This is a genomic window from Vibrio sp. M260121, from assembly GCF_036533715.1.
Lineage (GTDB): Bacteria > Pseudomonadota > Gammaproteobacteria > Enterobacterales > Vibrionaceae > Vibrio.
On the sequence record NZ_JATABF010000020.1, the window covers coordinates 81,563 to 87,562 of the forward strand.

Annotated in this window: 8 protein-coding genes and 1 tRNA gene; 6 read left to right on the forward strand and 3 right to left on the reverse strand. The window is 44.9% G+C overall.

Annotated features, from left to right (window positions below; genetic code table 11):
* Positions 1–7 precede the first annotated feature (7 nt).
* The 3 genes from QTO06_RS12895 to QTO06_RS12905 all read left to right on the forward strand — a co-directional run bounded on the left by QTO06_RS12895 (position 8) and on the right by QTO06_RS12905 (position 2,396).
* Positions 8–1,018, forward strand: coding sequence for a DUF2804 domain-containing protein (locus QTO06_RS12895; RefSeq protein ID WP_331408372.1), 1,011 nt, complete (start codon positions 8–10; stop codon positions 1,016–1,018).
* Positions 1,019–1,027: 9 nt separating this feature from the next.
* The gene (locus QTO06_RS12900; protein ID WP_331408373.1) at positions 1,028–1,885 is read left to right on the forward strand and encodes a sterol desaturase family protein; all 858 of its coding nucleotides are present in this window, start codon (positions 1,028–1,030) and stop codon (positions 1,883–1,885) included.
* A 103-nt stretch (positions 1,886–1,988) separates the two neighbouring features.
* On the forward strand, positions 1,989–2,396 hold the full coding sequence (locus tag QTO06_RS12905) for a hypothetical protein (protein WP_331408375.1): 408 nt from the start codon (positions 1,989–1,991) through the stop codon (positions 2,394–2,396).
* 180 nt (positions 2,397–2,576) lie between these two features.
* On the opposite strand, the gene QTO06_RS12910 is transcribed toward QTO06_RS12905, so the two are convergent.
* Positions 2,577–2,651, reverse strand: a tRNA-Gly gene (locus tag QTO06_RS12910).
* A 325-nt stretch (positions 2,652–2,976) separates the two neighbouring features.
* Here QTO06_RS12910 and QTO06_RS12915 point away from each other — a divergent pair.
* The 3 genes from QTO06_RS12915 (at position 2,977) to QTO06_RS12925 (ending at position 4,767) form a co-directional block, all read left to right on the forward strand.
* Entirely contained in the window at positions 2,977–3,495 is a 519-nt protein-coding gene (locus QTO06_RS12915; RefSeq protein ID WP_331408376.1) for a DUF4136 domain-containing protein, read from the forward strand.
* A 137-nt stretch (positions 3,496–3,632) separates the two neighbouring features.
* Entirely contained in the window at positions 3,633–4,040 is a 408-nt protein-coding gene (locus QTO06_RS12920) for a hypothetical protein (RefSeq protein WP_171371530.1), read from the forward strand.
* A 49-nt stretch (positions 4,041–4,089) separates the two neighbouring features.
* Entirely contained in the window at positions 4,090–4,767 is a 678-nt protein-coding gene (locus QTO06_RS12925) for a DedA family protein (RefSeq protein WP_005435728.1), read from the forward strand.
* 85 nt (positions 4,768–4,852) lie between these two features.
* Here the strand turns inward: QTO06_RS12925 and QTO06_RS12930 are convergent, their stop codons facing one another.
* Entirely contained in the window at positions 4,853–5,170 is a 318-nt protein-coding gene (locus tag QTO06_RS12930) for a hypothetical protein (protein ID WP_331408379.1), read from the reverse strand.
* 95 nt (positions 5,171–5,265) lie between these two features.
* On the reverse strand, positions 5,266–5,775 hold the full coding sequence (locus QTO06_RS12935) for a hypothetical protein (protein WP_331408381.1): 510 nt from the start codon (positions 5,773–5,775) through the stop codon (positions 5,266–5,268).
* Positions 5,776–6,000: the final 225 nt, after the last annotated feature.

Below are 6,000 nucleotides of genomic sequence, written 5' to 3' on the forward strand. Positions count from 1 at the left end.
AGCGAGCATGGATGTGCAAACGCCTTTGAATCCTTTTATTCAAGCGAATGGATTACCCCAATTTGGTCATTTAGCTTCGATTCCCGAATCACTTCAGTTGGATGCGTTTCAGTATCTTAATGAGATGGACCTGCCTGCATCGAGTTGGCGAAAGCGATTCGACTATAAGCAGTTCCAGTTCGTCTCGATCGTGATAGAGAAATACATCATTGGTGTCGCGATTGCCGATATTCGCTATTTGGCGTCTGGCTTTTGCTATGTGTTTGATACAGAAACCCATGAGCTCGTTGAGCAGCAGTGGCTAAAACCGCTCAACATGGGTTATCAAACACAGCCTTCTAGTTGGAACAGCCAAGCCTATCTCGCTAATGATGACATTCAATTCAAGATTGAAAACGGACTCTGGCACATACAGCTTTCAACAGACCTTATTCAAGCTGATTTGAGGTTAAAACCTGAGTCAGAAAGCTTGCCTTTGATGCTCTGCACGCCAACTGCGTATTCCGGCTGGACCTACACCCAAAAACACAACACGCTCGCTGTTCAAGGTGAAATGAGCGTGAGAGGGCAACCGCAAGAGCTAACCAATGCAGTTGCTGGGTATGACTTCTCTGCCGGGTATATGCGAAGAGAAACCAGTTGGCGATGGGCGAGCATTAACCATCACAGTGAAGACAAACGGATAGGGCTGAACTTTGCTGCTGGAGTCAACGAAACCGGACATTGTGAAAACGTGATTTGGATTGATGGCGTACGCCACTTGATGCCACCTGTCCAATTCGAATTTTCTCGCCTGCATCAAGAAGCGTCATGGCGAATTACCTCACAAGACAAGCGCATCGACTTGATCTTTAAACCTAAAAATCAGCGCTCAGAGAAAAAGAACTTCTGGTTTTTAAAGAGTAACTTTCGTCAGTTTGTCGGTTATTTTTCTGGCTATTTGATTGATGGCAATGGCATTAAACACGAACTTGAAGAGGTGATGGGACTCACCGAAGATCACTACGCGAAATGGTAGGAATGGACTATGGAATGGTCACAAATTACGGAACATCCTGATTTATTGTTGATGTTGCTCGCGCCAATATTCTTTCTCTGCATTGCAGCAGAATATTGGTTTGGACAGCGTGGTGGAAGATTACCTGAGAGTGCCCGATATTACTTACCCGAAGTGGTGTGTAACTTTGTATTGGCTGGGCTTCATCAAGCGACAGATATCTTAACAGGGCTGCTTATCGCCAAGCTATATTTATGGTGGTTTGGTTGGCGCTTGTTTGATATCGAGATGACGGTTTCTACCTTCCTACTGCTAATGGTCTTGCAAGACTTTTTCTATTACTGGTTCCATCGAGCAAGTCATCGTATCCGTTGGATGTGGGCAGCACACGTGGTGCACCACAGTTCAGAGCGCATGAACTTCAGTACCGCATTTCGTCAAAGCCTAATGTACCCATTGGCAGGCATGTGGTTGTTCTGGTTGCCACTGGTCATTATTGGTTTTGATCCTAAATGGGTGGTGTTTGTTGTACTGCTCAACCTTGGTCTGCAGTTCTTTGTTCATACCCAGTCGATTCGTTCTCTTGGCCCTTTAGAATGGGTCTTCAATACGCCATCTCATCACCGCGTTCATCATGGTGTGAATCGTCAATATATCGATAAGAATTATGCTGGCGTGCTGATCATCTGGGACCGTATGTTCGGGACGTTCGAGCCTGAAGTTGAAACGGTTCATTATGGCATTTCAAAACCTGTTAATAGCTTTAATCCTATTACCGTGACGTTTGCGGAATGGAAAGACATGTTTAAAGAAGTGACTCGTCCTAATTTATCTTGGCGTCAGCGCTGGCGGTGTTTGTTTGCACCTCCGTCTGACACCTTGGAATAGCCGTTTTTTATGATTAACTAAACGTCATACCATTTATTCTTGACAGCATTCGGTAATGTTGTTTTAATGCGTACGGTGTTTTGTAAGTTTTAAGGAACGGACGATGACATTTAATCGAGTTTTCTCAATTGTAACGATGACCGCCGCTATGCTCAGCTCTGGGTACGCATACGCAGCACCTGCTTTTAGTGCAGATCAGCTGTGTAAAGCAGGGTTGGCACTGGCGATAGATAAGCAGCCCCGCGGGATTAAAACGGTGGGAACATCAGGTCAACGTATTTTGCTGGCTTTGAAAAATGGCAAAAATGATTGGGATTATCGCTGCACGGTAAATCGTCAAAATCGTACGTTAAAGATTGACGCTAAAGACTTGATGCGAAATGACAAATACCTCGCTCAAGCCATACGTTATCGCGTCAATGAAGGGAAGCGATCGGTCGAAGTCACCATGAAGAAACGCGCTGGTGGCGGGCTGAAAAACGACACGTTCACGACACTTCAGTTGGATTAACCCCAAAGATATGGGGAACATAATAACGAAGACGCGCCCCTGTATTTTGCGGGGGCTTTTTTATGCCTGCAGTTTGAGGTAGCAAATACAAGAGATCGATTACAGCCACAGCATGATAGCAGTGAGGTACGAATTTAGAGCATGTTTAAGAGGGATAAAAAGTTAGCTTGAGGGAAAGCTTGGAGCGGGCAGCGGGAATCGAACCCGCATCATCAGCTTGGAAGGCTGAGGTAATAGCCATTATACGATGCCCGCGCATCGATAGGACTCATTCAATATGCCAGATTGAGTGCAAAAGAAAAGTCTTTTTTGCTCAATAAGTTGCTTAGTGAGTAAATAAATACCGATTCGTTCAAAAAGCGCACAGCGCTGTTGGCAATATGTCGCTCTGAATACGATTTCACTTTCTTTCTCAACCAGTGTTTTACTCTGTTCTTACTCTCTATTGCGTCTTGAATTTGAACACTTGGCATTCATGGTCAAGACTAAATGTTGAAATGATTCAATATTTTCTCAGGTTCGTAAGATTAAATACCACAACTTGCCGAGAGAGACCGGCGTGATAGAGAGGAGAAAGAGTATGTGGAAAGGTTTATTGGCAACGCTGTTTGCTATCTCGCTGGTCGCTTGTACCACGGTAACGACCGATGTCGACAAGCAAGCGGATTTCTCATCCTATAAAACGTTTGATTTCGGTGAACAATCAGACACCCCAACCAGTTTGGATGCACGAAGAATCGAACAGGGATTGGCTGCTCAACTGGAATCAAAAGGATTGTCGCGCGTGCAAAGTGGCGGTGACCTTTATGTACACCACGATATCATCAAAGAATCCGAATTGGTGTCATCGGGTTCCAGCTTCAGTGTTGGTTACGGATGGAACAGTTTTGGCGTGCTCACTTCTAGCCCTGAGCGTTATAAAGAGAAGAAGTACGGCAAGCTTGTTGTCGAACTTGTCGACACCAAAGCCAATCAAGTTGTGTGGAAAGGTGTTTCTAGCCGCAAGCTCACCGAATCAATGAGCACGGAAAAGCGAGAAGAGCTAATCTCGGAAGAAGTGATGAAGATGTTTGAAAACTACCCATACGGTAAGAAATAGATAGAAGGATAAATTTTCGTCATGTAGCCCTAACAAAGGTTTGCAAAACTCTCTTTTTACTATCAACTGAGAATTTAGATTGCAAATCAACACGCATGGAGTTACAACAGCGTATCGTTGTGGTTTAGGTGAATTCTGTGCGTACTTACCTAGTCAGTGTGTTAGGGCTTGTTGTTGCGCTGATGGCTTTTGGATTGAGTCAGGCTTCACCGTCACCAAAACTTTCCCACGCGGTCAGCTACACATCATCTTTAATTGATGGTGAAGCGCATTTTGAGAAAGCACCATTCTCACCATCTCGTAAAATTGCCGCCAGTTTATTCAGTCGAAACGCACTGCGCGTTAACCATTCCAATACATCACCAGAATCTGATGACTTTGATGTAGTGCCTGCGCGTTGGCTAACGGTAGTTGCGGATTCTAATAAACGCTTTGTATCTAAAGTGGCAATGCCCGTTATTGATGTCTTTTATCCTCGCTCGAAATATCGACTTGGGACAGGACAAGAATCTAATCTCATATATCGCTTCATGCATGCTAGGTGATGCCTATTCATCCGTTTTTAAATTTATTTGTGATGTTTAGGAGTTTGCTATGTTTGATTCGATTACTCAGGTGCTGTTTGCATTGTGGCACCAAGACTTTACCGCGCTGATGGCGCCGGGTAGTGCAGGGCTGATTTACTTCGTAGTTGGTGCACTTATTTTCCTTGAAAGTGGGTTTATTCCAGCAGCCCCATTCCCGTGTGACAGCGTGGTCGTACTCTCAGGTACATTGGCAGCTGTCGGGGTGCTTGATCCAGTTATGATCATGTTGGTGATTGTTGTCAGCGCAGCAATGGGCAGTTGGGCAGCATATCTGCAAGGTAAATGGCTAAACCGCTTGCCGAAAGTACAAGGCTGGGTGAACGCAGTGCCAGCGAAGCGTTTAGAGCAAGTGGACATGTTGCTGGGTAAGCATGGTTTGATTGCGCTGTTTTGCGCGCGTTTTATTCCAGTGGTGCGTTCGTTGCTGCCATTGATGATGGGATTACGTGTGAACCGTGTTAGCAAGTTCCATTACTTTGCGTGGCTGAGCGCGATTCTCTGGACACTACTGCTGTGCGGTCTTGGCCTGTTGCTACCATTGTTACCTGAAAAGCTAAACAAGATTGTGACCATGGGATTGATGGCTGCACCGGTTATTACCCTAACCATTGCCATCATGAGCTTTGTATTGGTGAAAGTGCGTAAGGCTTGGAGTAAATCAAAAACAACTCCGCAACTGCCATAATTGTTCTGGTAAGAAATTTGAAAAGCAAAAAAGGCGCTATCACAGCGCCTTTTTCTGTATTTACATTGCTTACAATGAGCGCGAATCAGTAACCGATATTGTAAAGGTATTCGCCTGCTTCCTTACACTCAGTTTTGTAGAACTGTTCCATCTTCGTTTCATCCATGCCTTGTGCTTTGAATTCAGTCTCCGCAGAAGAAAGCTGACTGAACGTATAGCCGCGCTCAGCCATTAAGTAATTACGAAACATAGCACGATGCTCAGGAACGGCTACTCGAGCGTTAGAGGCATTTGCACACTCTAGAAGCGCACTATTACTCATGTCTTCAGGTTTTGCTGCTTGTGACGTCGCAGCGAATAAGGTTGTTAGTGCCAAAACGGCGATAGTCGCGATTTTTTTCATAATCAGGATCTCGAGTTAATTCAGGGTAAAGATGAGATCATCCTTGGCTAGTACTGAAGGTATCCGTATTAATGTCAGTACAGTCAATGTGCGAGCTAAGCGACGCGACTGTGTTTAAACACGTAAAGTAAATTGGCTTGCTTCCACCCAGGAAGATGAAATGCACTTTTGCTTACCAATAACTGTGCACGATTTGGCAAAGGCGTGGCTTTGAGTGCGATATCCAATAAGGAAGGGGACAAAAAGGCGACCAGAAGGTGATAGTCCGGTACGACGCTCAATGTCAGTTCGCCATCGTTGCCAGAAGCTCGACGGCAAGGCAGTAGACCCAACAGGTCGCGCTTTAAGTGACGGTAGTAACCATCAGGGCTCCAAGCATCACGAGTATTCCAAGCACGATAAGGGACCTTTAACGCATGATAGTCATGTTGCGTCAGTTTATAGAACGTCTCGGAAGCGGTGTAGTTGGTATCTACAGATTCATGATTTTGCGCAGCATACATCTGCTCTGAGAACAGGGAGAGTGACAACAAAAGCAGTAGGCGAAATACGTGAACCAAAACTAACCCTAACACAAGATGGAATCGATATTCGTTTGCTGCCAATTGGTGGCGCTTGCGTATACTAGCGAGTTGTTAACAGGATGAACAGTTTTTTGTCTATTAAAAAAGGAAGCAAATCTGCCTGTCTCTTATACACAAATCCCCAAGCTTGTAGCTTGGGGATTTTTTTTGAACTCTTTAACGTGTGTGCGATCTGATCACTTACTATTCCTCACTGAAACACTAAGATGACATATTCAGACGCTAAACTTTGGGCACAAGAACAAT

Coding starts and splice junctions, on each gene's coding strand:
- QTO06_RS12895 (WP_331408372.1), top strand. CDS start 8: ATGGATGTGCAAACGCCTTTGAATCCTTTTATTCAAGCGAATGGATTA.
- QTO06_RS12900 (WP_331408373.1), top strand. CDS start 1,028: ATGGAATGGTCACAAATTACGGAACATCCTGATTTATTGTTGATGTTG.
- QTO06_RS12905 (WP_331408375.1), top strand. CDS start 1,989: ATGACATTTAATCGAGTTTTCTCAATTGTAACGATGACCGCCGCTATG.
- QTO06_RS12915 (WP_331408376.1), top strand. CDS start 2,977: ATGTGGAAAGGTTTATTGGCAACGCTGTTTGCTATCTCGCTGGTCGCT.
- QTO06_RS12925 (WP_005435728.1), top strand. CDS start 4,090: ATGTTTGATTCGATTACTCAGGTGCTGTTTGCATTGTGGCACCAAGAC.
- QTO06_RS12930 (WP_331408379.1), bottom strand. CDS start 5,170: ATGAAAAAAATCGCGACTATCGCCGTTTTGGCACTAACAACCTTATTC.